The sequence below is a fragment of the Acidobacteriota bacterium genome, from assembly GCA_018001935.1.
Lineage (GTDB): Bacteria > Acidobacteriota > JAAYUB01 > JAAYUB01 > JAAYUB01 > JAGNHB01.
Genome location: JAGNHB010000015.1, coordinates 46,216 through 70,077, shown reverse-complemented (window position 1 = coordinate 70,077; position 23,862 = coordinate 46,216). Strand labels below are relative to the sequence as shown.

The 23,862-nt window shown below is 68.3% G+C and carries 20 protein-coding genes and 1 pseudogene; 12 read left to right on the top strand and 9 right to left on the bottom strand.

Going from position 1 to position 23,862, the window contains the following annotated elements; genetic code table 11:
• Positions 1-113: 113 nt before the first annotated feature.
• From KA419_08325 to KA419_08305, 5 genes are all read left to right on the top strand, one after another.
• Positions 114-1,643 carry a hypothetical protein gene (locus KA419_08325; protein MBP7865944.1) on the top strand — a complete coding sequence of 510 codons (1,530 nt, stop codon included), beginning with the start codon at positions 114-116 and terminating at the stop codon, positions 1,641-1,643.
• A gap of 136 nt (positions 1,644-1,779) precedes the next feature.
• Positions 1,780-2,961, top strand: a complete 1,182-nt coding sequence (locus KA419_08320) for an aminopeptidase P family protein (protein ID MBP7865943.1) — start codon at positions 1,780-1,782, stop codon at positions 2,959-2,961.
• Between the two features lie 71 nt (positions 2,962-3,032).
• Positions 3,033-4,265, top strand: a complete 1,233-nt coding sequence (locus KA419_08315) for a peptidylprolyl isomerase (protein MBP7865942.1) — start codon at positions 3,033-3,035, stop codon at positions 4,263-4,265.
• A gap of 412 nt (positions 4,266-4,677) precedes the next feature.
• Positions 4,678-5,229 carry a hypothetical protein gene (locus tag KA419_08310; protein MBP7865941.1) on the top strand — a complete coding sequence of 184 codons (552 nt, stop codon included), beginning with the start codon at positions 4,678-4,680 and terminating at the stop codon, positions 5,227-5,229.
• An 11-nt stretch (positions 5,230-5,240) separates the two neighbouring features.
• Positions 5,241-5,777 (top strand): hypothetical protein, encoded by a 537-nt coding sequence (locus KA419_08305; GenBank protein MBP7865940.1) that lies wholly within the window; start codon positions 5,241-5,243, stop codon positions 5,775-5,777.
• Between the two features lie 86 nt (positions 5,778-5,863).
• Here the strand turns inward: KA419_08305 and KA419_08300 are convergent, their stop codons facing one another.
• From KA419_08300 to KA419_08285, 4 genes are all read right to left on the bottom strand, one after another.
• Complete coding sequence (locus tag KA419_08300; protein ID MBP7865939.1) at positions 5,864-6,685, bottom strand: cyclase family protein; 822 nt, start codon at positions 6,683-6,685, stop codon at positions 5,864-5,866.
• A gap of 11 nt (positions 6,686-6,696) precedes the next feature.
• The gene (locus tag KA419_08295) at positions 6,697-8,682 is read right to left on the bottom strand and encodes a hypothetical protein (protein MBP7865938.1); all 1,986 of its coding nucleotides are present in this window, start codon (positions 8,680-8,682) and stop codon (positions 6,697-6,699) included.
• A 248-nt stretch (positions 8,683-8,930) separates the two neighbouring features.
• The gene (locus KA419_08290; GenBank protein MBP7865937.1) at positions 8,931-10,307 is read right to left on the bottom strand and encodes a hypothetical protein; all 1,377 of its coding nucleotides are present in this window, start codon (positions 10,305-10,307) and stop codon (positions 8,931-8,933) included.
• Positions 10,308-10,508: 201 nt separating this feature from the next.
• The gene (locus KA419_08285; GenBank protein ID MBP7865936.1) at positions 10,509-11,891 is read right to left on the bottom strand and encodes a hypothetical protein; all 1,383 of its coding nucleotides are present in this window, start codon (positions 11,889-11,891) and stop codon (positions 10,509-10,511) included.
• Between the two features lie 216 nt (positions 11,892-12,107).
• Here KA419_08285 and KA419_08280 point away from each other — a divergent pair, with 216 nt between their 5' ends.
• From KA419_08280 to KA419_08255, 6 genes are all read left to right on the top strand, one after another.
• Positions 12,108-12,578 (top strand): septal ring lytic transglycosylase RlpA family protein, encoded by a 471-nt coding sequence (locus tag KA419_08280; protein MBP7865935.1) that lies wholly within the window; start codon positions 12,108-12,110, stop codon positions 12,576-12,578.
• Positions 12,575-13,078: a pantetheine-phosphate adenylyltransferase gene (coaD, locus tag KA419_08275; protein ID MBP7865934.1), complete on the top strand. Its 504-nt coding sequence runs from the start codon at positions 12,575-12,577 to the stop codon at positions 13,076-13,078. The genes KA419_08280 and coaD overlap by 4 nt, the downstream gene beginning before the upstream one ends.
• 7 nt (positions 13,079-13,085) lie before the next feature.
• Complete coding sequence (locus tag KA419_08270) at positions 13,086-14,453, top strand: phosphomannomutase/phosphoglucomutase (GenBank protein ID MBP7865933.1); 1,368 nt, start codon at positions 13,086-13,088, stop codon at positions 14,451-14,453.
• 14 nt (positions 14,454-14,467) lie between these two features.
• Entirely contained in the window at positions 14,468-15,358 is an 891-nt protein-coding gene (gene dapF, locus KA419_08265) for a diaminopimelate epimerase (protein MBP7865932.1), read from the top strand.
• A gap of 83 nt (positions 15,359-15,441) precedes the next feature.
• The gene (locus KA419_08260; GenBank protein ID MBP7865931.1) at positions 15,442-15,582 is read left to right on the top strand and encodes a hypothetical protein; all 141 of its coding nucleotides are present in this window, start codon (positions 15,442-15,444) and stop codon (positions 15,580-15,582) included.
• Entirely contained in the window at positions 15,579-16,331 is a 753-nt protein-coding gene (locus KA419_08255; protein ID MBP7865930.1) for an RNA methyltransferase, read from the top strand. Before KA419_08260 ends, KA419_08255 begins: the two co-directional genes overlap by 4 nt.
• Before the next feature lie 300 nt (positions 16,332-16,631).
• On the opposite strand, the pseudogene KA419_08250 reads toward KA419_08255, so the two are convergent.
• From KA419_08250 to KA419_08230, 5 genes and pseudogenes are all read right to left on the bottom strand, one after another.
• Positions 16,632-17,201, bottom strand: a pseudogene (locus tag KA419_08250) (AAA family ATPase).
• Positions 17,202-17,366: 165 nt separating this feature from the next.
• Entirely contained in the window at positions 17,367-18,065 is a 699-nt protein-coding gene (locus KA419_08245; protein ID MBP7865929.1) for a L,D-transpeptidase, read from the bottom strand.
• A gap of 290 nt (positions 18,066-18,355) precedes the next feature.
• The gene (locus KA419_08240; protein ID MBP7865928.1) at positions 18,356-18,913 is read right to left on the bottom strand and encodes a GNAT family N-acetyltransferase; all 558 of its coding nucleotides are present in this window, start codon (positions 18,911-18,913) and stop codon (positions 18,356-18,358) included.
• A gap of 144 nt (positions 18,914-19,057) precedes the next feature.
• On the bottom strand, positions 19,058-21,124 hold the full coding sequence (locus KA419_08235; protein ID MBP7865927.1) for a S9 family peptidase: 2,067 nt from the start codon (positions 21,122-21,124) through the stop codon (positions 19,058-19,060).
• Between the two features lie 561 nt (positions 21,125-21,685).
• Complete coding sequence (locus KA419_08230; GenBank protein ID MBP7865926.1) at positions 21,686-22,600, bottom strand: M28 family peptidase; 915 nt, start codon at positions 22,598-22,600, stop codon at positions 21,686-21,688.
• A gap of 258 nt (positions 22,601-22,858) precedes the next feature.
• Between KA419_08230 and KA419_08225 the strand changes: the two genes are divergently transcribed.
• Positions 22,859-23,791: a VWA domain-containing protein gene (locus KA419_08225; protein ID MBP7865925.1), complete on the top strand. Its 933-nt coding sequence runs from the start codon at positions 22,859-22,861 to the stop codon at positions 23,789-23,791.
• The last annotated feature ends 71 nt before the right edge of the window (positions 23,792-23,862 follow it).

The window sequence follows — 23,862 nt, the reverse complement described above, 5'->3', positions numbered from 1 at the left end:
TGCTACAGGCTTGTGATGTATAATGAGCGGCCCGGCGGCTCGGACCCGCCGGCGACGAGGGGAACGTGAAAGAAGACGATCCGGGCGTTGGGGCCCGGCCGAACGATATCCGAATGGACGAAAGCCTCCCGGACGACCCGGCGAGGATCCGGGAGATGGGGAACCGTTTCCTGGACACCCTGCTGTCCTACTGGGGGTCCCTGGGAGACAACCCCGTCCACCCGCAGGCGGAGCCGGGCGACTTCGAGCCCCTCTCCCGCGGGGCCTTCCCGGAAACGGGCGCCGGCCTCGACGAACTCCTCGGGGAGGTCGAGCGGGTGGTGATGCCGGGCCTGACCCGGGTGGCCTCCCCCCGCTACCTGGGGATGATGAACCCGCCTCCCGCCCTCCCCGCGATCTTCGCCGACATGCTGGCCGCGGCCTTCAACCAGAATTGCTCCCTGTGGAACCAGAGCCCCGCCGGGGTGGAAGTGGAACTCGCCGTCGTGGACGAGCTCTGCCGGCTGGCGGGCCTGCCGTCCCGGACGGCCTTCGGCATCCTGGTGAGCGGGGGTTCCACGGCCAACATCATGGCCCTCAAGCTCGCCCGGGCCCGGGCCATGGGGAAACAGGTCGCCGAGGACGGCCTGTGGGGCTTGGAGTACCCCGTGGCCGTCTACGCTTCCGAAGAGGTCCACTACTCCTTCGAGAAGGGGATGGATTTCCTCGGGATGGGCACCCGCTTCCTGCGGCTGGCCCCGGTGGACGACCGCTACCGGGTGGACCCGGAGGCGCTCCGGCGCCTGATGGAGTCCGACTGCGCCCAGGGGATCGTCCCCGGCTGCGTCGTCGGCATCGCGGGGAGCACCAACACCGGTTCCATCGACCCCCTGGACCCGCTGGCCGACATCGCCGCCGAGTTCGGCGCCTGGTTTCACGTCGATGCCGCCTACGGGGGGGCCGCGCTCCTGGCCCCCGGCGTTCGCGGCCGTTTCGACGGCATCGGGAGGGCCGACTCGGTCACCCTGGACCCCCACAAGTGGTTCTTCGTCCCCTTCGAGTGCGCGGCCTTCCTGGTGCGCAGCGGCGAGGACCTTCGTTCTGGGTTCGCGACGAAGCCGCACTACTACATGGAGCAGAAGCGGGAAGACGGCCGGCACACCGACTTCTACGAGTACGGGCTCCAGGGGTCCCGGAATTTCAAGGCCCTCAAGTTGTGGATGACCCTCCGTTTCCTGGGCCGCCGGTACTACGCCGAGGTGGTGAGCCGGAACCTGCGTTTCGCGCGCCGCCTGGCGGACGCCCTGCGGAAGGACCCCGTGATGCAGCTGTTCCACGACCCCGACCTGGGCATCGTGTGTTTCCGGGCCCGGCCCGCGTCGATCAAGAACGACGAGGAGGCCCTGGACGACTTCAACCGGCGGATCCACGAGCGGATCGACCGCGAGGGGCGCTTCTGGATCTCCCGGACCCGCCTCGGGGGCCGCGCCCTCGCCCTCCGGGTGAACTTCCAGAACTACCGGACCCGCGCCGAGGACGTGGAGGAACTCCTCGCCTACCTGGCCCGCCTGGTCCGGGAGGAATCCGACCGGGGAAGCGGGGACGGCGCCGCGGGGAGACCGGAGGCGGGGGCCGGCTCCCGCGGTGAAACCCAGGCCGGATGAACCGGAGGGGGAACCACGAAATACACGAAATACACTAAAGATACGGGAATTGAACCACGAACCACACGAACCACACGAACGAAGAGTTTAGAATTGACAAGGTCGCAAAAATGACTGTCCCAGAGGAGGCGCAGACATGATCCGGGAAAAGATCGCGCAGGCGGCGGGGATTCTGGACGAGCTGAACATTGACCTGTGGCTCGTCTTCGTGCGGGAGTCCGGCACCAACCGGGACCCCTCCATGGACCTGGTGGTAGGCTCGGGCTGCACGTGGCAGTCCGCGTTCTGCATCCACCGGTCGGGAGAGACGGTGGCCATTCTGGGGAGCCTGGACACCGCGGAGGTCGAGAAGAAAGGGCACTACCAGCGCATCGTCCCCTACGTGGGCGGCATCCGCGATTCGCTCCTGCAGGTGCTCGGTGAGCTGAATCCCGCCTCCATTGCCCTGAACTGGTCCCTGGACAACTGCCTGGCCGACGGGCTGACCCACGGCATGTTCCTCCAGCTGGAGAAGCTGCTGGCGGGTACCCCCTGGGCGGGACGGTTCTGTTCTTCCGAGGCCGTCGTCGCCGCCCTGCGGGGTCGCAAGACCCCCGAGGAGATCCGCCGCCTGAAGCGGGTCGTGGAGGAAACCGAGCGGCTCTACCGCGACCTCTGCGAGCACCTGCGCCCGGGGCTCACGGAGCGGCAGATCGCCGACCGTTTGACCGCCATGACCCGGGAGCGCGGCTTCGAGCCGGCCTGGTCCACCGATCACTGCCCGTCCTGCTTCACGGGGGTCCCCCGGGCCGGCGAGGCCCACACCGGCCCCTCGGACCGCCCCGTCGAGCGGGGGGACGTCATGAACATGGACTTCGGGCTCCGGATCGACGACTACTGCTCCGACCTGCAGCGGACGTGGTACGTCTGCCGCGAGGGGGAGGAGACGGCCCCGCCCGAGGTGGAGGAAGGCTTCCGGGCGGTGGTGGACGCCATCGCCGAGGCGGCGAAAGCGGCCCGGCCCGGGGTCGAGGGCTGGGTGGTGGACGACGTGGCCCGGTCCCTCATCGTTTCCCGGGGATTTCCCGAGTACCCCCACGCCCTGGGTCACCAGGTCGGACGCTCCGCCCACGACGGCGGCGTCCTCTTCTGCCCGAGGTGGGAACGCTACGGCCAGGTCCCGTGGCAGAAGATCGAGGAAGGGCAGGTCTTCACCCTGGAGCCCCGGGTCCCCATCGCGGGGCACGGTGTCGCCACGGTGGAGGAGATGATCATCGTCACCCCGGGGGGAGGGGAGTTCATCTCCTCTTTTCAACGGGACCTCTGGCTGGTAAAATGAACGATCGTCCGGCAGACCGGGATCCGGAAGCCGGCAACCCCAATTCAAACAACGCACAAGGAGTGTCACCCATGAACCGATCCATCGCAGCACGCCTGACGACGACCCTGATCTTCCTGGCAGCCCTCTTCACGCTGTCGGTCGCGGCGGAGGAAACCAAGGCCAAGCAGCCCACGGTGACCCCGAAGGACGCCACGGTCGCCGCCGCCCCCGCGAAGACCACGGGCGGCGAAAAGCCCGCCGAGACGCCCAAGCCCGTTCCGGCCCCCCAGCCGTCCTCGGGCGCCCCCCAGCCGATGCCCATGATGCCGCCCTCCACCGTCCCGCCGCCCCAGGAGGACCCGGGGAGCAAGCTGCCGAAGGACACCGTGGTCCTCTCCATCGGCGAGCGGAAGTACACCGTGACCGACTTCGAGCAGTTCCTGAACATGATCCCGGCCCGGTCGCGGGCCATGATCACCGTCAACAGCCGCCGATCCCTGGCCGAGAACATCGCCAACATGATCATCCTGGCCGACGAGGCCCGCCGCCGCAAGCTGGACGAGGACCCCGTCGTCAAGAGCCGCCTTTGGGCTTCCGCCGAGCAGACCCTGGCGCAGAGCCTGGTCCAGAAGGTGCAGGAGACGGTCACCATCCCCCTGGAGGAAGTCCAGGCCTACTACGACCAGAACAAGGCCCGCTACGAGGAGATCCGCGCCTCGCACATCCTGATCCGCGCCAAGGGCGGCCCGGGGGCCCTTCCAGAGGGCAAGAAGGAACTGACCGACGAGGAAGCCAAGGCCAAGGCCGACGAGATCTACAAGATCGTGACGACGCCCGGGGCCGACTTCGCCGCCATCGCCACCGCGGAGTCCTACGACAAGTCTTCGGCCGCCAAGGGCGGGGACCTGGGCCTGTTCTCCCGGGGGCGGATGGTCCCCGACTTCGAGAAGGTCGCCTTCACCCTCGGTGTCGGCGAGATCGGGGCCCCCGTCAAGACCCCGTTCGGCTGGCACATCATCAAGGTGACGGAGAAGAAGACCAAGTCCATCGACGAGGTCCGGATGGAGATCGAGAACATGCTCCGCGCCGACAAGCAGAAACAGGCCGTGGATGCCATCCAGAAGGCGGTCCCCGTGGTTTACAACGACGTCTACTTTCCGAAGCCGGCCCCTCCCCCGGCTCACTCCGGTCCCGCGGAGGCGAGGGTCCCCCGCCCCGTGACCCCGACCCCGGCGCCCGCGAAGGCCGTGACCCCGGCACCCGCTCCGGTTCCGACCCCCGCCCCGGCGCCGGCCCCCAAGCCGGCCGAACCGTCGAAGTAAATGGCCGCCGGAGGTGATCGGGGGTTTCCCCCCCGGTCACCCGGCTTTTTCGTTTCCCCGACGCCGCGCTCGGAAGGCCACGCCGACCCGAACGCGGCGTCGCGTCTTCTCCGCGTTTCCCGTTTTTCCGCGTATTCTGCGGTTAAACCCTTTTCATCTCACCCGCACCTGTCCGTGTTCATCCGGTGTTTTCTCCCGCCCTGTCCTTCCACGCGGGCCGGGTTCGCCCTCGGCGTCCCGGGTTGCCTCCCCCCGCCGCGTTCGGGGAAAACGCCTGAGACCGCAATTCCCCTTTGACGGAATCCGCCGCCGGGTGGGATAATGGACCTCAGGGAGAAAAGCGGCGGGTGCCGGACGGGCGAAACGCCCCGTTCGGGTTGCCGGCCCGCCGCCTTGGGCACGGAGGTGGCCAGTGACTGGCAAAGTTCTGACAGGTTTGGCGTTGGTTCTTCTGGTGACCGCGGCGTCCGGCTGCGGGTCCGGGGAGGACATCCCGGAAGCGGCTGACGCGAACCGCCCCCCGCCCATCTACGTCACGGCCCCCGCCGTTCCTTCCCCCCCGCCTCCCCTCCCGGAGAATACCCCGGGCGCCGGGCCGTTCCTCCGCCCCGGCCGGACGACCGGCTCCGGCACCCCGGCCCGGGCTGCGGGGGGCGGGACCCCGGAGGCGGCGGAAACCCCGGACGCCGCCGTCGCCGGGGCCAACCCATCGACCCCTCCGGCCCCCGCCTCCCCCGGGGGGGCCGTCGTCAGCATCGGCAACAAGGATTTCTTCGGGTCCATCCACGAAGCGACCGGCGCGAGGCCGTCCCAGGTGGGAGCCCCTCCCGCCGCCCCGCCGAACGCCGCCAGGCCGGGGCAGGCCGCCCCGCCCCCCCCGGCTTCCGCGCCGCCGCCTTCCGCGGGTCAGGGCACCGAAATCGAGCAGAAAGCCTGGCCGAAGATCCAGCGGCACAAGAATTGAAGGAGAACGGCATGGGTGAGTCTTCCAGACGTGTTTTCCGGGTGATCCGCGTGACGGCGATCCTCCTGGCGGGGGCGCTGTCGGGTGCCGGGTGCGGGTCTTCGGAAGAGCCCGAGTACGCCACCGCACCCCCGTCCGGGCCCAAACCCATCATCCTGAAGGATGTTCCCACACCGACCACGACGGAAGGGACCCCGGCGGGCGCCTCCGCCCCCCGGGCCCGTTCGGCAGGCGGGACCGGACGTGTCGCCCGAGGCGCCGCCAGTCAGACGACCGCCGCTTCCCGGCCGCCCACGACCGCCGGATCCGGGCCCGCCCTCACCCTCGACAGCCGGGACCTCTTTGGGTCCATCCAGGAGATGGCCGACGCCCAGCCGGTCCAGTCGGACGGGACCGGTTCCGGCTGGAGCAAGGGGGGCTCGGACGACTCCTGGATGCAGACCCGGAAGGGTTCGGGGACCGTCGCCTCGGCGAGCGGGTCCTCCGCCGCCGGCGCGCGTTCACCCACCAGCGTCGGGCGGTCCCTGGCCACCCGCCGCCGGGGTTGACGCCGCTGACCCTGCGCCCCCCGTGGGGGGGCGGAATTCGGGCTACCCGGCCGGAAGCCGAAGCGAAACCCCTCTCCCGAGGGGTTTTACTTTTTCGGCAGGCGCGCGAAGACGCGGGCGGGGGCGCCGGTCCCGCCGGCGATGAGCATGGGGATCACGTAGAGGGTCGCCCCCCGCGGCGGAAGTTTTTCCGCGTTTGCAAGGTTCTCCAGGGCCAGGCGGTCGTGGCCGCACACCACCCGGTGGGTCCGGAAGTCGGTGGATTGCCCCCGGTCGATGCTGGGGGTGTCGATGGCGATGCCGATGATCCCCCGCTGGGAGACGGCCCACTCCACCGCCTCCGGGGAGAACCCGGGGAAGTGCAGCTCCGGGACCGCCGCGGCCCCCGTCTTTCCGGTCCCGAGGACCTTTGACCGGTCGGGGTAGAAGCGACGGTCCCAACCGCTGACCATGACCAGCCAGGCGCCGGCCGGGATCTTCCCGTGGCGTTTCTCCCAGGATTCCAGGTCCGCCGGCGTCAGGAGGTAGTCGGGGTCTTTCTCGCAGGCCTCCCGCACGTCCACTGCCACCGCCGGGGCGATCCACTCCCCCAGGGGCACCTGGTCGATGGTGCGCCCTCCCCGGGCGAAGTGGCGGGGTGCGTCGACGTGGGTCCCCCCGTGCTCGGACGCGGAGTAGTTGTTCGAGGCATACCAGTAGCCGCCGTCGGTTTCCCCCGCGAAGACCTTCTCGAGGCGGAACGGGTCCGCCGTCGGCCAGTAGACGGTCTTCTCGTCGTAGGGGTAGGTCATGTCCAGCCACTCCCTGCCCGAAGCCGGGGGCGCTTCCGCGGCTCCCGCCCCCCCGATCCCGGCCACGAGGACGAGTGCAGACAACACGCGGACTGAAATACGGATCGCAGGATGCATGGCCGTCTCCTTTATCGCGTCGCTCGCCGTGAGATGAACAGCAGGTCCAGAACGTCCACCCGCCCGTCCCCGGTGGCGTCGCCGTTCTCGCCGGGTGCGAATTCCGCGTTCAGCCCGGCGAGGCGGGAAGCCATGAGCACGGCGTCGAGGGCGTTGACGGTGTTGTCGAGGTTGAGATCGCCGTCCGGGTGGTAGGACCAGGAATAGATGCCCGACGAACCGCAGGCGGCCAGGATGGTCGGGCAGGGCCGATCGACGAGGAGAAGGGACCACACGGTACCGGGCGGGCCCTGGCCCACCGATTCCCAGGTGTCACCCAGGTCGAGGCTGCGGTACACGCCCATCGTCGAGCCTGCGTAAACAGCCCGAGTCAAGGGATCCACCGTCATCGCGAAGCCGTAGGTGCTCGGGAAACTGTTGTTCACCGCGGACCACGTGGCGCCGGCGTCCTGGCTCCGGAAAAGACCGTTGGCGCCGGTCCCCGCGTAGATCAACTGCCGGCTCAACGGGTCCGTGGCCAGCGCGAGGACCGACCAGGGGGTCAGACCCTGAACGAGAACCGCCCAGTTCCTCCCGTGATCCGTCGACCGATACACGATCCCCTGGTCCGAACCGGCGTACACAACGGACGAATCCACCGGGTCGAAAACAATCGAATAGGCCGACCCCGGGCAACCTCCCACGCTTGTCCAGGTCTGCCCGCCGTTCTCGGAACGTTTCAACCCGTCGCCCAGCGTGCCCATGAGCACGACACCGCTCACCCCGGGGTCCGTGGCAAGGGTCGCGACCCGGGAGGGGGTGTTGCCCGGGTCGATCCACGTCTCGCCCCCGTCGGTGCTGGTGTACACCCCGATGGATTCGGTTCCCGCGATCAGGGTGGAGCCGGAGAAGGTGAGCCCCCGGACGGGGGACGCAATCAAGCCGCCGCGGGAAGGGGCCCAGTTCATCCCGCCGTCGTCGCTGCGGAAGACGCCGACAAAATCCTCCGGGGCCGCCAGGATTCCCCGGGTTCCCATGTGCAGCAGGTCGGCGCCCGTCGGTCCCGCGGGAAGACCGGTCCCGAATGGGGCCCAGTTTTCGTCGATTCCCGCGACGCGGTAGACGCCGGAATCGGTACCCGCCAGCATCACGCCGGGGTCGTCGGGGTCGAAGACCACCGAGACCACCGCGGATTCCCCCAGGCCGCGGGTGTCGGGAAACCAGGTGTCGGTGCCCCGGTCCAACCAGAAGAGCCCCCGGTCGGTGCATGCACAGACGGCATGCTCCGGCCCCGGGGAGAAGCAGATCCTCCGGAAATAAGCGAAGGATGGCAAGCCGGCCATTTTGATCCAGGAGGAACCGTTGTTCCGGCTCAGGTACATCCCCTTGGTGGACGCCGCCGTGTACACGCGCCCGGCCACGTGCCGATCAAAATGGACGGACCCGTGCACCTCCCCCCCGCCCGGCGTCGAAACCCGGTTCCAGTGCGCACCGCCGTCGGTGGTGAGATAGTACTTCCCGGTGTTGGCCATCACGTGCTGCGGGGCGAAGGGATCGACGTCCAGGCTGCCGGTGAGCTGGCCCTCGATGCCCGTGTTGATCGAGAACCAGGTTGTCCCGCCATCCAGCGACTTGAAAAGGCGGGTGTTGGTCGCCGAAACGTACAGCACGTCGGGATCGGAGGGGTCCGCGCACAACGCCCAGATGATCAGTGACATATGTTCGCCGTTGATGCAGACCCAATCGCGACCCCCGTTCCCGCTCCGGAAAACCCCTCCGGACGTCGTGGTCAGGTAGACCACCTCGGGTGCCGTCGGGTTCCAGGACAGGATGCCCACCCTCGGGATGTGCAGGCCGCTGGTTTTCGGAACCCAGGTGCGCCCGCCGTCGTCGCTGCGGACAACCCCGCCGCCCTGCAGGCCGGCGAACAGCCGGTTCGGGGCGGCCGGGTCCCGGGCCATGGAGCGGACCCGGCTGTTCGCCGGCCCGCAGGGGACCCACTCGGTCGGTACGGCCATCACAAAACCGGAAATTGATGTCAGCCATGCCGCTGCAAGGAAAGCCGCCACTCTCGATCGTCTCGAGGGGAGCGGAAGCGCCGGTATCCGGCCGGCACTCGTTTGTCGATCTGCGCGGGGCTGCCGGCCGGGTGCCGGCGCTCCCTCGACGCGTTGCGAAATCGGCGCCTTTGCGTTCATAACACCTCCTCTTGCCGCACTGGCCTTCCAGCCGGCCGAAAAGAAGGCATCATATCCGAGAAAAGCGCTCAAAATCTATAGATAAATGAGGTCTGGAACCGCAGGGCGTCGCCCGGCGAACGTCCCTTGTAAGAGGTGTGCCACCTCGACAGCTCCAGGCCGATCTGGACCGCCGCGTTGACGTCGAACAGGGCGTTTCCGAAGTAGACCTCGTTCAGGGTGCGGTCTCCGACGTTCAGGTCGTCGTCGTTGGGGTCGTCGATGGCGCCGCCCAGGTTGAACCGCCAACGGCGCCAGGGCCCCATGGCCAGGGACACCCACCCGCCGGTGTCGCCGATGGCGCGGTTGGTCGCGAGGTTGATGCCCTGGCCGATGGCGCCGAAGTACTCGTCCAAATTCGCGCCACGGTAGATCTCGGCTTTGAGCAGGACCTTGTCGGACAGGGGGAAGCTGAAGTCGAGGTTGCCCGACCAGCTGGGCACGGTGACGCTGCGGCCGTGGGTGTCGAGGTCGATCTCGTCCCGCCCGCGGTGACCCGAGACGCCGATCACGACGTTCCGGCCGCCCAAGCCCCGGAACTGGAGGGCCGCGCGCCCCTGGAAGGTGGGCAGGGGGGAGTCCCGGCCGGTGTCGGTGGAGGGGACCAGGGTGTCCCCGATGGTCCGGGCCACGGCCCCCTGCAGGGTGAGCCGGGTCCCTCCGCCCAGCCGGAAACCCTTCTCCAGTCGGACCTGGGGGTGGCGGTAGGCGATGTTGCCGGACCACCAGGTGGGGCTGTAGTTGATCATGTAGGGGAACAGGGGCGAGATCACGTCCCAGGTCTGGCCGGCGATCAGCGAGAAGTCGTACCGGGGCCACTCCAGCTTGAGGTAGGCGTGACGGAGCATGGGGAGGGGGCGGTTCTCCGTCCCGCCCCCGTAGAAGTCGACCTCGAGCTTGCCGGTGGTCTTGACGCCCTTCATCTCGGGCCCCGTCACGTCGATGCCCACCCGGGTGTCGTTGGCCGTGATGACGCACTCCGCGTCGTCGGGGCTCACGGCGTCGGACTCGACCCACCGGGCGAAGTTGCCGGGGTTGACGCGGTGGGTGTTCCAGGCGGCGTCCAGCTTGACGTACCCGTAAAGGTCGACCTTGAACTTGCTGGTGACGGCGTTCCGGTCGGCTTTCTCCGGGGCGGAAACCGCCTGAGGGGGAAGCGTCGGGGCCGGGACGGCCGGTGCGGCGGCGACCGACTCCGGGGCCGGTTTCGGCGCCAGCAGGCCCTTCAGTTCGGCCACGGCGTTTCGCAGTGCTTCCACGTCTTTCCGCAATTGGCCCACTTCCTCCCGGAGTTCGGCGTTCTCCGCCTTCACCCGTGCCAGGTCGTCCGGACGATCCTGGGACGGGGAGAAGAGGCAGAGGAGACCGAACAGGCCGACCGTCCACAATCCCTTTCTTGCGCTCACCGGAAACCTCCTCGCGGACGCTGCCGACGGTGAAGGGCCGCCCGGTGTTGCCGTGTCCCTGGTTCAGCGGGTAGATCCGATCCCTTCACCTCGAATTACCCCCAGAATAAGCGAAAACACAGTGAGGGTAAAGAAAAACATGGCGCGGCCGCCGTGGCCGCGCCATGTTTTCAATTGCCTGACGCTAAATCGAGGCTGCTATTAGAAGCGGTAGATGAAGGAGGTCTGGAAACGCAGGGCGTCCCCCGAGGCCTTCCGCTTGTAGTTGGTGTGCCAGTTCGACAGCTCGAAGCCGATCTGGACCGCCTCGTTGAGGTTGAACAGCGCGTTCCCGAAGTACACCTCGTTGAGGGTGCGGTCGTTGTTGTTCAGGTCGAAGTCGTTGGGGTCGTCGATTGCCCCGCCGATGTTGAAACGCCACTTCTGGAAGGGCCCGAAGCTCAGGGAGGCCCAGCCGCCGGTGGTGGCGACCTGGCGAAGCGTCGTGAGGTTGACGCCCTGGCCGATGCCGCCGAGGTACGTGTCCAGGTTGGCGCCCCGGAAGAACTCGCCCTTGAAGGCGATTTTCTTGTGGAGCGGGATCGTGAGGTCCACGTTGGCGGACCAGGTGGGGATCCGGACGTTGACGCCGGTGTTGGTGATGTCGAGTTCGTCCCGGCCGTAATGCCCCGAGACGCCGATGACGACGCTCTGCTTGCCGGGGCCCGGGAACTGGAGCGCCGCCCGCCCCTGGAAGGTGGGGAGCGCCGAGTCTTCGCCCGTGTCGCCGGGGCTGAGGGACGTCGCGTCGCCGATGGTCCGGACCATGGCGCCCTGGAAGAGGATTTTCGTCCCCTCGGCCAGCTTGAAGCCCTTGGTCATGCGGAGCTGGGGATGGCGGTAGCCGATGTTGCCCGCCCACCAGGCCGGGCTGTAGTTGATCATGGTGGGGAGGAGCGGGGCGATGACGTCCCAGGTCTGGCCGGCCAGGATGGAGAAGTCGTGCTTGGGCCACTCCACCTGGAAATACGCGTGCCGCATCATGGGAACGGGCTTGTTCTCGGTCCCCCCGCCGTAGAAGTCGACCTCGAGCTTGCCGGTGGTCTTCATCCCCTTCCCCTCGGGGCCCGTGAAGTCCAGGCCCACGCGGGTCTCGTTGGCGGTGATGTTGGCCTCGGAGTCGTCGGGGTTGGTGGCCTCCGATTCGGCCCAGCGGGCGTAGTTGCCGGGGTTGGTCCGGGAGGAGTCCCAGGCGGCGTCCAGCTTGGCGTAGCCGTAGAGGTCCACCGCGTACTTGCTTCGAACCGCCGGCTTCTCCGCCTTGGGGGCAGGGGCCGCGGCCGCCTGCGCGGCGGGGGCGGGAACGGCCGGGGCGGCGGGGGCCGCGGCGGCCGGCGCCGGCTTCAGGGTCGCGAGGGTCGCCTGCATCTGGGCCAGGGTCTTCCGCATCTCGTCCATGTCGCTGCGCATTTTCGAGACTTCCGACTTCAGTTCCGCGTTCTCCGCCTTGAGCCGCTCGACGTCGTCGGATTGGCCCCGGACGGGCACGACCGATCCGACCAGCCCGATCCAGCACCACACGATCAGGGTCCGATGGAATTTCATTGCGTCCTCCTTTGCGTCCGTCGACGCGGGGCACATCCTAGCCGAGTCGATGCAAACATGCAACCGGAAACCGCGCGGACGGCCCACGTCCGGCGGCCGGGGCCGACGTTTCGCCGGGCGGTCCTTCCCGTTGATCCCGCGCGGGGTTTGGGGTAAGATGGCGCCTCGCCGCCCGCGGCCGACACCGCGAGCCAACTTTCCGGAAGGAGCCTCACCATGCCGAGGACGGTTGCCGTGGTCGCCCTGGCCGCCCTGGCCCTGGTCTCGGGGGCCTGCGGGTCCCGCAAGCGTCCCCTGCCGCCGGTCGCCCGGAGCGGCGGCGCCGGGCCGACGGGAGCGGGGGCGTCGGCCCGACCGCCGGCCGTGGACCCGAAGGACCACGAACTGGAAGGGAAGGCCTCCTGGTACGGCAAGCCCTACCACGGCCGCAAGACGGCCAGCGGCGAGCGATACGACATGAACGACTTCACCGCGGCGCACCGGACGCTGCCCTTCGGCACCCTGGTGCGGGTGGAGAACCTGGAAAACCGGTTGACGGTGGTGGTGCGCATCAACGACCGGGGGCCTTTCGTGGACGACCGGGTCATCGACGTCTCCTACGCGGCGGCCAGGGCCCTGGAGATGCTGGTGGGGGGCGTGGTCCCGGTGCGCATCGTCATCCTCGGCGACAAGGAGCGGAAAAAGTGAAACCCGGACCCGTCAAGGCCATCTACCCGGGGTCCTTCGACCCCCTCACCAACGGACACGTGGACATCCTCCAGCGGGGCACCCAGCTGTTCGACACCGTCATCCCCGCCATCCTCATCAACTACGAGAAGACCGCCTTCTTCACCCCCGAGGAGCGCATGCACATGATCCGGGAGGCCGTGGGCGACCTGCCCGGCGTGGCCGAGCCCATCTACTTCGACGGCCTCACGGTGGACGCCGCCCGCCGCCACGGGGCCACGGTGATCGTCCGCGGCATCCGCGCCGTCTCCGACTACGAGTACGAGCTGCAGATGTCCCTCATGAACCGTTCCCTGGCGCCCGAGGTGGAGACGGTCCTGCTGGTCCCCGCCCAGGAGTACTCCTTCATCAGCTCCCGGCTGGTGAAGGACATCTTCCAGCGGGGCGGCGACATCCGCGACCTGGTGCCCGAGGGCGTCAGGGCCATGCTGCGGACGAAATTCCCGCGCCCGGAGGTTTGAGGTGCAGATCCCGTTCCCCCACATCTTCAAGCAGTACGACATCCGGGGCCTCGCCGGCTCCGAGCTGACCCCGCCCCTGGTGGAGCACCTCGGCCGCGCCGTGGGCACCCTCCTCCGCCGGGCGGGGAAGACCGACCTCGTCGTCGGGCGCGACGGGCGGCTGTCGGGCCCCGAGTACGCCGCCGCCTTCATCGCCGGCGCCCGGTCCGCGGGGCTCGATGTCCTGGACATCGGCCTCTGCCCCACGCCGGTGGTCTACTACGCCATCCACCGCCTGGAGGCCGGCGGCGGCGTGGCCGTCACCGCCAGCCACAACCCGCCCGGCTACAACGGCCTCAAGATCTGCCGCGGGACGGAGTCGGTTTTCGGTGACGAACTCCAGGCCCTCCGCCGCCTGGTGGAGTCCGGGGACTACGAGACGGGCAGCGGCTCGCTCCGGCGGGAGGATATTCTCCCCGACTACCTTGAGTACCTCGCCGACCACTTCGGCGAGTTCCCTTCCCGCCCGAAAGTGGTGGTGGACGCCGGCAACGGCACGGCGGGGCTGGTGGCCCCCGAGCTTTTCCGGCGCCTGAAGTGCCGGGTGGCGGAACTCTACTGCAACGTGGACGGCCGTTTCCCCAACCACGAGGCCGACCCCACCGTGGAGGAGAACCTGGTCGACCTGATCGGGCTGGTGCGGCGCCAGAAGGCCGCCCTGGGCATCGCCTTCGACGGCGACGGCGACCGCATCGGCGTGGTGGACGAGGACGGCGAGGTCCTGCGGGGCGACCAGATCCTGCTGCTCTACGCCCGGGCGCTCCTGGAAACCGAGCCCGGTGCGCTCATCCTCTCGGAGGTGAAGGCTTCCCGGGTCCTCTACGACGAGATCGCCCGGGCGGGGGGACGGCCCCTCATGTGGATGACCGGCCACTCCCTCATCAAGGCCAAGATGAAGGCGTCGGGTGCGAGGCTCGCCGGGGAGATGAGCGGACACATGTTCTTCGCCGACCGCTACTTCGGCTACGACGACGCCATCTACGCCGCCGGCCGGCTCCTGGAGATCCTGGACCGCACGGGCAAGTCCCTGAAGGAACTGCGCCGGTCCATCCCCCCGTCGTGCAACACCCCCGAGATCCGCGTGGCCTGCCCCGAGGCGGACAAGACACGCCTCGTGAGCGCCCTCCTGGAACATTATCGGAAAGCGCACGAAGTCGTGGACATCGACGGGGTCCGCGCCACCTTCGAGCACGGCTGGGGCCTCGTGCGCTCCTCCAACACCCAGCCCATCCTGGTCCTGCGCTTCGAGGCGGACACGCCGGAGCACCTGGCGGCCATCCGGGCGCGCGTCACCGCCGACATCGACCGCTTCAAGCGGGAACTGGGGATCGGCTGAGCCGGGCGGGTGCCATGCCGACGTCCCTGCCCTTCGTCAAGTGCCACGGTTGCGGGAACGACTTCCTGGTGATCGCCGCGGGGGAGTGGGAGCGCGGCGGTCTTCGCCCGGAAACCGCCGTCCCGGCCCTCTGCGACCGGCACACCGGCGTGGGCGCCGACGGGGTGATCCTCTGGGAGCCCCTGCCCGGCGGGCCCGGGGCCGTCCGGTTCCGCATCTTCAACCAGGACGGGTCCGAGGCGGAGATGTCGGGCAACGGGCTCCGCTGCCTGGCGGCGCACCTCTTCCTGGATCACCCGGAGGCGGCCGGCACGGGATCCGCGGGAGCCGGCGCCGGGAGTGTGCTCCGGGTGGAAACCCTCGCCGGGAGCCGGACCGTGACCCTCCTGGAACGGGTCCCGGGCGCCTGCCGGCTCCGGCTGGACCTGGGGCCCGCCGCCTTCGAGCCGGGGGCCGTGCCGGTCCGCCTGCCGGACGGGGTGATGGATACCCGCCGGTTCACCCTGGACCTGGGCGGCGTTCCCGTGACCCTCACCGCCCTCTCCACCGGAAACCCCCACGCGTCGGTCCGGGTGGAGGCCTTCGACGACGCCTTCATCGCCTTCGCGGGGCCGCGGCTGGAGAACCACCCCGCCTTCCCGTCCCGGGCCAACGTCGAGTTCCTCCGGGTCGTTGACACCCACACGCTCGAGGTCCGCTTCTGGGAGCGCGGCGTGGGGCCGACCCGCTCCTCGGGCACCGGCAGTGCCGCCGCGGCCGCCGCGGCCCTGGCCAACGGGTGGGTGTCCTCGCCCGTGCAGGTCCGGATGGAGGGCGGCGAGTTCGTCGTCCGGCGGGAACCGGACGGCCGCCTCCTCCAGGACGGCTGGGCGCACCGGGTGTTCCGTGGGGAGATCGAGAGGTAAGAGGAATCCAGAATCCAGAATCCAGAATCCAGAATCCAGAATGAGGACGGGGCCGCGGGATGGCTGAGACAGGGGGACGGGACATGGCGGAACACGGCGCGGGGCATCGCCGGAAATTTGACGATCAGGAAGGCATTCCCGCCTTTCTTCTGCATTCTGAAATCGGCATTCTGAATTCTGAATTCTGGATTCTGAATTCTGAGTTCACTCCGGCTTCCCCATGACCTCTCCGCTCGACAACCTCACCGTGATCTGTGTCGGCGTCCAGGGGAGCGCGAACCTGGGCTCGGTGGCCCGGGCCATGACCAACTTCGGCCTGGGCCGGCTGGTCCTGGTGGCCCCGGAGTGCGGCGTCGACCCCGAGGCCCGGCGGATGGCCTGCCACGCCGGGCACCTCCTGGACGGGCTCGAGACGGTGGACCGCCTCGACGCCGTTCTGCCGCGGTTCAGCCTCCTGGCCGGGACCAGCGGGAAGACCCGCCTGAGCAGCTGCACCCCGCCGCTGGAACCGGAGGAGGCCGCCCCGGAGATCCTGGCGGCGGCCCGAACAGGGCCCGTGGGGCTGCTGTTCGGTCCCGAGGACCACGGGCTGTCCAACCGGGAGCTGAAGCTGTGCCGGTGGGTGATCCGCGTCCCCGCCTCCCACCACAACCCGTCGCTGAACCTCTCCCACGCCGCCGCCATCGTCTTCTCGCACCTCTACCGGCGGTGCGGGCTCGAGGCGCGCACGCCGGCGCGCCGCGGCCGCGGGGCCGCCGGGGTGGAAACCATGGAAAAGCTCTTCGCCCACCTCCGCGAGGTCCTCCTGGACGTCGGCTTCCTCCACGCCAACAACCCCGAGCGCATCCTCTACGTGCTGCGCCGGGTCCTCGGGCGCGCTTCCCTGGACGAGCGGGAGGCCACCATCCTGCACGGGATCCTCCGCCAGGTGGACTGGGCCCTCAAGGAATCGGGCCGTTCCTACCGGCGGTGATCTGAAGTGTGGGAGTGAGGCTTCGAACCCCCGCCCTGGTTTCGGATCGGTGCTTCGTCGTTCGGGGGCGGCTGAAAGGGACGAAAGGACCAAAAGGACCAAAGGGACCCAAAGGACACCGAAGAACCCGGAGAACCCTGGGGACGCCAACAGCCTGCTTTGCGAGGTTTGGCGTCTCTTCGTCTCTGCGTGAGGCCATGAACAATTCGGGTCCAGGTCCGGCTGAAGACCGATCACCGCGGAACTCAGCGCGCAAGCGGACGTTCGCCACCCCTTGATTGATGCGCTTGGGGGCGCCGTTCACTCGGCAAGGGCGGCCAGAGAATCAGCCGGGATCACGTCCACCCGGTCTGCAAGCGGGTAGCGGCGGTCTCCGGGATAAACGACCATCAGTCGGTCAAGCTTGAGGTCGGTCAAGGCCGTCCGCATGGAGGGCGTCAGCCGGGGGGCGTCCGACCGCTTGACCTCGATGCCGACCCGTTTTCCGCTGATCACTACCCTTTCAAGCCTTCCCGCCAAGGATTCGGACGACTGCCTGAGCAGGGATGGGGAAGCGCTCCCCAGGATCAGGAAACGGGCCCGCAACGGTTCCCGGTCTGACAGAACCCGGAGAATGGGGAACAGGTCCGGGCGACGCTGGATTTCGTCGATCACCACCAGGCCCTCCAGTTTCTCCACAGCGGTCATGGGTTCGTCCAGCCGGGCAAGGCTCGAGGGGTCTTCCAGGTCGAAGTAGCCGGGCGCGTCGGCCGCCAGGAACTACCGGGCGAGGGTGGTCTTGCCGCACTGCCGGGGTCCGAGGAGGGCGACCACGCGGCTTCTCCCAAGGGCAGCCCGGATTCGTGACACGATTTCGGTACGAGGGATCATGCGTTATTAGTACCATGAAATTTCAACATGTCAAGTTAGAATTTCATGGTCTTTCGTTGAGATGCTGGACCCTCCATTCCGGCCGAGATACACCGGTTCCCCCGGGGACAGTCCGGCTTCTTCCGGAGAGAGGGCTCGCCGGCATCGTACCCGGCATGTTCGGGGCTATCGGACCGGGTCTGTCCGTCCGTCGTTGCCGACGATGAGGACGGGGGCGCCCACCTCCACCTTGGGGAAGAGCCAGCGGATTTCCTCGTCGTTCACGGCCATGCAGCCCCAGGTCCAGTCCTGGCCGAAACCGCCCATGCCGTGGATCTCGATGTTCCCGCCGATCCCGGTGTCCGGGGGGATCTCCCCCCGGGCCTGCGCTTCCTGGTAACGCTGCCGGTCCTCGGCGTTGGGGTAGTCGATGAGGAGGGCCAGGGTGTAGCTGGTCTCCCCGGGCCCGAGTTTGCGGGCGACGCGGTAGAGGCCCTCCGGCGTGGTCCGGAAGTCGGAGTGGAGTTTGCGGGTGACGGGGTCGGCCCCCAGGTCGGCGTACATGGAGCGCTGCAGCCGCCCGTTCCGGTAGTAGTCGAGCCGCCGGGCCTTCTTGACCATGACCAGGAGCGTCCGGTTTCCGCGGCTTTGCTCCACGGCCCGGCGGATCTGCTCGCGCCAGGTCCGGACGTTGTCCGGGTCGTCCAGGCGGGAGGCCGGGAAGAGGGCGCCGAAAGCGCCGCCGGGCAAGCTGAACAGGCAGAAGGCGACCACGGCCGGCAACCCGGCCCGTCGGGAAAACCGGCGGTGCGTCCGTCCTCCGGCGTGAAGGCCGAAAACGGTGTCGCGGTGGGAGAAGGGGCGGGGGTGGGTCGGGTGTGTCACGGTGCTTTCTCCGAAAGGGAAGCATCCCTTCCTACACTGACACGCCGGAGAAAAAAAAGGTTCCCGCCTGAGAGAATATTGTGGAACGTCGTGTGCACGCGCCACGTTTGCACGCGCCACGTTTGCACGCGCCACGTTCGCACGCGCCACGTTCGCACGCGCCACGTTCGCACGCGCCGTCCCGGCGCGGGGGCGAAGGTCTTGAGCCAGTTCAGGGGCAGGGCAGGACCCCCTGGCCTTGGGCACGGGGGTGTCCGCGTCGGGACGACGCGTACGAACGGGGGAGGGGGTCAGCCGAGTTCGGACGGAGCGGTGCCCGCATTCGACGGCGGCGGCCAGTCCTCCAACGTGATCGCCCACCGTTCATGGTCCCGCCAGGCGCCGTCGATGAACAGGTAACGCGGGGAGTACCCCTCGAGGGTGAAGCCCAGTCGCCGGACCAGGCGGCGGGACGCCTCGTTGCCGGGCTGGATGTTGGCCTCGACCCGGTGAAGCCCCAGTGGGCCGAAGGCGTGGTCGATGGCCAACCGGAGCCCCTCGGTCATATACCCTCGACCGGCGTGGTCCACATGGGCGAAATAGCCCGAGTAGGCGCTTCGAAACGCCTTCATGAAGATCTGGCTCAAATTGATCACCCCGACGATGGCCCCGTCCTCCCGACGGCAGGCGAGCAATCCCTCGAAGGTATCGGTTCGGCATTGGTTGAGGTACTCGTTGAATTCCCCGGGGGTTCGGGGCGGAGACATCCATGGGGAATGGAGGGGTTGGCTTCGAAGGACCATCGCCAGGAATTCATCCCCGTCTTCGGGGACGGGTTTCCGCAGAAAGACCCGGGGGGCGTCAGTGATGGTCTGCCCGGCAGGCGTGACAAGGGTTGTTGTCAAAATTGATCCTCCGGAATGCACCGAATCCCCTGGCCTCTTTCCATGCCGGGGTATCCTGCCGTCCTCCTCGCCAAGACGAACTGGAAATCCTGGACCCCACGTCGGGGGTCATTTGCCCGCGACCGCCAGGGTCTCGTAGAGGTAAGCGTAGACCAGCGCCCACATCGTGGCGGCCTGACGGTTGTTGGCCGCACCCCCGTGGCCGCCCTCGATGTTCTCCCAGTAGAGGCAGTCGTGGCCCAGTTCCTCGAGGCGGGCCACCATCTTGCGGGCGTGGCCCGGGTGGACGCGGTCGTCCCGGGTGGAGGTGGTGAAGAAGATCCGGGGGTACTTCGCGTCCTTCCTCGCCATGTGATAGGGGGAGTAGTCCTTCATGTAGGCCCACATGTCGGGGTCGTCGGGGTTGCCGTACTCGGCCATCCAGCTGGCCCCGGCGAGGAGCTTGCTGTAGCGTTTCATGTCCAGGAGGGGGACCATGCAGACCACGCCCTTGAAGAGGTCGGGCCGCATCATGCTCACCGCGCCCACCAGGAGCCCGCCGTTGCTGCCGCCCTGGATGGCCAGCTTCGCCGGGGAGGTGATCTTGCGGGCCACGAGGTCTTCCGCCACGGCGATCATGTCCTCGTACACCCTGTGGCGGTTCTTCAGGATGGCGTCCTGGTGCCAGGCGGGGCCGAACTCGCCGCCGCCGCGCAGGTTCGCCAGGACGAACACGCCGCCCTTCGCGAGCCAGGTCGCCCCCATGGCCGAAAGGTAGAAGGGGGTCTGGGAGACTTCGAACCCGCCGTACGCGTCGAGGAGGGTGGGGTTTTGGCCGTTGAGCGCGGCATCCTTGCGCATCACCACGAAATAGGGGACCCGGGTCCCGTCCTTGGAAACCGCTTCGTGCTGGAGGGCTTGGTAAGGCTCGGCGTCGAACCGGGCCGGCAGGCTCTTCAGGAACTCCTTCCGGCCGGTCTTCCCCGAGACTCGCCAGAGGGTGGGAGGCGTGAGGAAGTCCTGGTAGGAGAGGAAGTAGTCGTTGTCCTTCTCGTCGGTGTTGAAGAGGGAGAGGTTGCCCAACCCCTCGGTGGGCACCGGGGTGGGCGCCCACGCCCCGTCCCGGCCCTGGGTGTACTGCGTGAGGCGGTGCACCACGTTGTCCAGGAGGGTGACGTAGACGTGGTCCCGGGTGGCGTCCACCCCCTCGACCGAAGCCCGCGGGCCCGGTTCGACCAGGAGGGTGAAGTTCTTCCGCCCGGCGGCGACGTCTTCAACCTTCCCGACGACGACGGACCCTTTCTTGAAACGGGCTTTGCCGGTGTCCCAGTCGCTGCGCAGGGAGAACAGGAACTGGCCGTGGAACAGGCCCGAGAAGGACAGGTCGCGGGGGAGGTCCAGCCGGACCAGACGCCCGTCCTTCAGGAGGTAGTGGTCCCCGGAGTAGAAGTCGGTGCGCTCCTGGACCAGGTCGATGTTCCCGTGCCGGCTGAACATCCGATAACCGCTCACCGACATGGACTCGGGCTTCCCCTCGAGGACGGTCTTCGCCTCGGACAGGGGGGTCCCCCGCTTCCAGATCTTCACGATCCGCGGGTAACCTGAGCTCGTCAGGCTGCCGGGCCCGAAGTCCGTGCCGACGAAGACGGTGTCGCGGTCGATCCAGGCGACGCTGCTCTTGGCCTCGGGAAGTTCAAACCCGCCCTTGACGAAGGCCTTGGCCTGCAGGTCGAACTCCCGGACCACCACGGCGTCGGCCCCGCCGCGGGAGAGGTATACGAGGCTGAACCGGTAGTCGGGGTAGAGGTAGCTCCCGCCCTTGTACACCCAGTTTTCGTTCTCCTGCTTCGCCAGGGCGTCGACGTCCAGGACGACCTCCCATTCGATGGTCCGCTTCCGGAAGGACTCCAGGGTGGTGCGGCGCAGGACGCCCCGGGGGTGCTCGGCGTCTTTCCAGAAATTGTAGAGGTACTTGCCGTAACGGGCCGGCATGGGGATGCGGTCCTGGGCGTCCGAGATCCTCAGGATGGTGTCGAAGGCCTCCGTGTAGCCGGGGACGGCCTGCAGCTCCTTCAGGGAAACCTCGTTCTGTGCCCGGACCCACGCCAGGGCCTTTTCGCCCTGGACGTCCTCCAGCCACTGGAAGGGGTCGTCCTGGGCCGGGACGCTCACCGCCGTCATTCCCATCACCATCATGATCCATACCGCCGTCCGAAAGTGTCGTGCTGCGCTCATGTGCCGCTCCCCGAGTGGATTCCGGAGCGGCACGGTCTGCCTCCCCCGGTTTAGGGTAACAGAGTTATTCGTTTGTTTCCCCGAAAAGTTTCACCCGGCGTACAAGTACGCGCGCCGAGCCGAGGCGCGCGCCAGGCGGGGGGGAGGAGGAGGGGGGATGCCAGCGCCGGGCTCGGCTCGCCCGGCGTAAGGGTACGCGCGCCGAGCCGAGGCGCGCGCCAGGCGGGGGGGAGGAGGAGGGGGGATGCCAGCGCCGGGCTCGGCTCGCCCGGCGTACGGCTCGCCCGGCGTAAGGGTACGCGCGCCGAGCCGAGGCGCGCGCCAGGCGGGGGGGAGGAGGAGGGGAGATGTTAGTGCCGGGCTCGGCTCGCCCGGCGTACGGCTCGCCCGGCGTACGGCTCGCCCGGCGTACGGGTACGCGCGCCGAGCCGAGGCGCGCGCCAGGCGGGGGGGAGGAGGAAGGGAGATGTTAGCGCCGGGCTCGACTCGCCCGGCGTACGACTCGCCCGGCGTACGGGGGGCTTACCGGCCTTTCTCCCGGTCCAGGTATCCCACCATGCACAGCACGCAGTCCGCCACCCGGGCCATGTTCTCGGTGGAGACGCGCCCGGCGTGGTCGTCGGGGGTGTGCCAGAAGACGTTGCCGGGACCGTACTCGAAGTCGATGAGATCGATGACGGGGATGCCCAGTTCGGCGAAGGGGACGTGGTCGTCGATGAGGGTGTTGACGTGGTCGCCCAGGAGGCCCTCGTTCCCGGTTTCCCGGGCGCACCGGGCGAAGAGGTCGACCAGCTCGGGGGAGGAGTTGAGGTCCCGCGTCAGGGCGAGGTCGGTGTCGCCCACCATGTCCAGGAGGATGAAGGCCCGCACCGTGGACGCCTTCCCGGAGACGGCCAGCCGCGAGGCGTGGAAACGGCTGCCGTAGAGCCCGTCCACGGGGGTGATGGCGGGGCCCGTGGACTCCTCGCCGTCCAGGAAGAGGAAGCGGATGGTGGCGGTGGTCTTCTCCGTCGCCACGACCCGCGCGATCTCGAGGAGGGCGGCGGTGCTGGAGCCCGAGTCGTTGGCGCCGGTGAACCCGGCCCCGATGCCCTCCTTGGTGTCGATGTGCCCCGCCAGGTAGATGACGCGTTCCGGGGCGCCGGGCTTCTCCGCCACCACGTTGGACATGGCGGCGACCCCCCGGGGCGTGGAGGCGGGGAAGGGCTCCTCGGTCACGCGGTAGCCGAACCCGGTGAGCCGGCGTTTCAGGAGGGACTTGAGTTTCGCCAGGGCCGGGGAACCGGGGGGGCGGGGGGAGAGGGCGTCCACCTCGCGGAAAAACCCGTCGACCGCCCGGCGGTCCGCCCGGGGGGACGGGGGGGCGGGGGCGTCTTCGGGGGCGGACGACGGGGAGGGCGTGACGGCCGTTTCGGGCGGCGGGGCGGACGGTTCCATTCGGCAGCCTCCTCCCGGGAGGGTGAGAAGACAGGCCAGGCCGGCAACGGCGATGATGCCGGCGACCCTCGGCCGGCGGGCCCCCGGGCCGAACGGCGCGCTCCCCCGGGCCGGGGTCGGGCGGGGTTTTACGGTTCCTTTGTTTCTCGACGGGGACGACCGTTTCATTTTCGGCTCGCGTCCGGCCCTGCCCGGATTGACTTTGTCGATCAAAAGCATATAATACGACCGCGATCCGGTTTTGTGAAGAGGTTTTACGTGAAGAATTCACCGATTGGAAGTTGGCGGGGCATCGTGACCGCGGCCGCGCTGGCGCTCCTCCCGCTCGCCGTCTCACCAGCCCAGATCCCGAGCGGGGACAAGATCTCCGTCAAGGTGGAGATGGTCAACATCCTCTGCTCGGTCACGGACAAGAAGGGGCAGTTCGTCACCCACCTGAAGGCGGCGGATTTCACGGTCACGGAGGACGGCGCCGTCCAGCAGCTCGAGAACTTCTACTCCCACGGCAATTTGCCCCTGACCATCTGCCTCCTGGTGGACACGAGCGCTTCCGTGGCCTCGAAGCTGCAGTTCGAGCAGGAGGCCGCCTCGGCCTTCCTCGCGTCCAACATTCACGAGAAGGACAAGGCGCTCCTCATCGAGTTCGATTCGGGCGTCACCCTGGTCCAGGACTTCACCAACGAGACCGACCTCATCGCGCGCCAGTTGAAAACGCTGCGGGCCGCGGGGGGGACCTCCCTCTACGACGCCCTCTTCCTGGTCTCGGAAGAGAAGCTGATGTGGGACGTCGGCGAGCGGCGGAAGACCATCATCATCATTTCGGACGGCGAGGACACGGTCAGCCGCACCCCCCTGGACGAGACCCTCGAGATGGTACAGCGCGCGGGGGCCATCGTGTTCGCCATCTCCACGAACCGGACCGGCCAGACGGCGAACGCCGCCGAGGGCGGGGACTCCACCCTGGAGAAGTTCGCCTCCGCCACCGGCGGGAAGGTCTACTACCCCACCCGGATCGAAGAGGTGGGGCTGGCTTTCCGGGAGATTGACCAGGAACTCCGCTCCCAGTACAGCCTGAGCTACAAGTCCTCCAACGCGAAACGGGACGGGAAGTTTCACGAGATCAAGGTGACCGTCAAGCCCAAGGGGATGAAAGTCCGCCACCGGAAAGGGTACTATGCCCCAAAGGATTGAAGTTTGTGTGTAGGCCCGGTTGACAGGACATCACGGTCGTGTTATAAACAGGTTAATTGTGCTGAAATATT